General features: G+C 53.7%; 1 rRNA gene. It reads right to left on the bottom strand.

Features of this window, described 5'->3' with window-relative positions:
* Positions 1-2,402, bottom strand: a 23S ribosomal RNA gene (locus ACFTSA_RS24330); the annotation flags it as partial.

Here is a 2,402-nt window from a genome sequence, read left to right on the forward strand (position 1 = left end):
CCGTTGAGCGATGGCCCTTCCATGCGGAACCACCGGATCACTAAGCCCGACTTTCGTCCCTGCTCGACTTGTAGGTCTCGCAGTCAAGCTCCCTTGTGCCTTTACACTCTGCGAATGATTTCCAACCATTCTGAGGGAACCTTTGGGCGCCTCCGTTACCTTTTAGGAGGCGACCGCCCCAGTCAAACTGCCCACCTGACACTGTCTCCCCGCCCGATAAGGGCGGCGGGTTAGAAGGTCAATACAGCCAGGGTAGTATCCCACCGATGCCTCCACCGAAGCTGGCGCTCCGGTTTCCAAGGCTCCTACCTATCCTGTACAAGCTGTACCAACATTCAATATCAGGCTGCAGTAAAGCTCCACGGGGTCTTTCCGTCCTGTCGCGGGTAACCTGCATCTTCACAGGTACTATAATTTCACCGAGTCTCTCGTTGAGACAGTGCCCAGATCGTTGCGCCTTTCGTGCGGGTCGGAACTTACCCGACAAGGAATTTCGCTACCTTAGGACCGTTATAGTTACGGCCGCCGTTTACTGGGGCTTCAATTCGCACCTTCGCTTACGCTAAGCGCTCCTCTTAACCTTCCAGCACCGGGCAGGCGTCAGCCCCTATACTTCGCCTTACGGCTTCGCAGAGACCTGTGTTTTTGCTAAACAGTCGCCTGGGCCTATTCACTGCGGCTCTCTCGGGCTTGCACCCTAACAGAGCACCCCTTCTCCCGAAGTTACGGGGTCATTTTGCCGAGTTCCTTAACGAGAGTTCTCTCGATCACCTTAGGATTCTCTCCTCGCCTACCTGTGTCGGTTTGCGGTACGGGCACCTCTCACCTCGCTAGAGGCTTTTCTTGGCAGTGTGGAATCAGGAACTTCGCTACTATATTTCGCTCGCCATCACAGCTCAGCCTTATGGGAAACGGATTTGCCTATTTCCCAGCCTAACTGCTTGGACGCGGATATCCAATACCGCGCTTACCCTATCCTCCTGCGTCCCCCCATTGCTCAAATGGTGAGGAGGTGGTACAGGAATATCAACCTGTTGTCCATCGCCTACGCCTTTCGGCCTCGGCTTAGGTCCCGACTAACCCTGAGCGGACGAGCCTTCCTCAGGAAACCTTAGGCATTCGGTGGAGGGGATTCTCACCCCTCTTTCGCTACTCATACCGGCATTCTCACTTCTAAGCGCTCCACCAGTCCTTCCGGTCTGGCTTCACAGCCCTTAGAACGCTCTCCTACCACTGTTCGAAGAACAGTCCGCAGCTTCGGTGATACGTTTAGCCCCGTTACATTTTCGGCGCAGAGTCACTCGACCAGTGAGCTATTACGCACTCTTTAAATGGTGGCTGCTTCTAAGCCAACATCCTGGTTGTCTAAGCAACTCCACATCCTTTTCCACTTAACGTATACTTTGGGACCTTAGCTGGCGGTCTGGGCTGTTTCCCTCTTGACCACGGATCTTATCACTCGCAGTCTGACTCCCAAGGATAAGTCATTGGCATTCGGAGTTTGACTGAATTCGGTAACCCGGTAGGGGCCCCTAGTCCAATCAGTGCTCTACCTCCAAGACTCTTACCTTGAGGCTAGCCCTAAAGCTATTTCGGAGAGAACCAGCTATCTCCAGGTTCGATTGGCATTTCACCCCTACCCACACCTCATCCCCGCACTTTTCAACGTGCGTGGGTTCGGGCCTCCATTCAGTGTTACCTGAACTTCACCCTGGACATGGGTAGATCACCTGGTTTCGGGTCTACGACCACGTACTCATGCGCCCTATTCAGACTCGCTTTCGCTGCGGCTCCGCATCTTCTGCTTAACCTTGCACGGGATCGTAACTCGCCGGTTCATTCTACAAAAGGCACGCCATCACCCGTTAACGGGCTCTGACTACTTGTAGGCACACGGTTTCAGGATCTCTTTCACTCCCCTTCCGGGGTGCTTTTCACCTTTCCCTCACGGTACTGGTTCACTATCGGTCACTAGGGAGTATTTAGCCTTGGGAGATGGTCCTCCCGGATTCCGACGGAATTTCACGTGTTCCGCCGTACTCAGGATCCACTCAGGAGAGAACGAAGTTTTGACTACAGGGCTGTTACCTCCTATGGCGGGCCTTTCCAGACCTCTTCATCTACCTCGTTCCTTTGTAACTCCGTACAGAGTGTCCTACAACCCCAAGAGGCAAGCCTCTTGGTTTGGGCTAATCCCGTTTCGCTCGCCGCTACTCAGGGAATCGCATTTGCTTTCTCTTCCTCCGGGTACTTAGATGTTTCAGTTCCCCGGGTCTGCCTTCTCATATCCTATGAATTCAGATATGGATACCACTCCATTACGAGTGGTGGGTTTCCCCATTCGGAAATCTCCGGATCAAAGCTTGCTTACAGCTCCCCGAAGCATATCGGTGTTCGTCCCG

This window comes from Arthrobacter sp. NPDC057013, assembly GCF_042674585.1.
GTDB lineage: Bacteria > Actinomycetota > Actinomycetes > Actinomycetales > Micrococcaceae > Arthrobacter.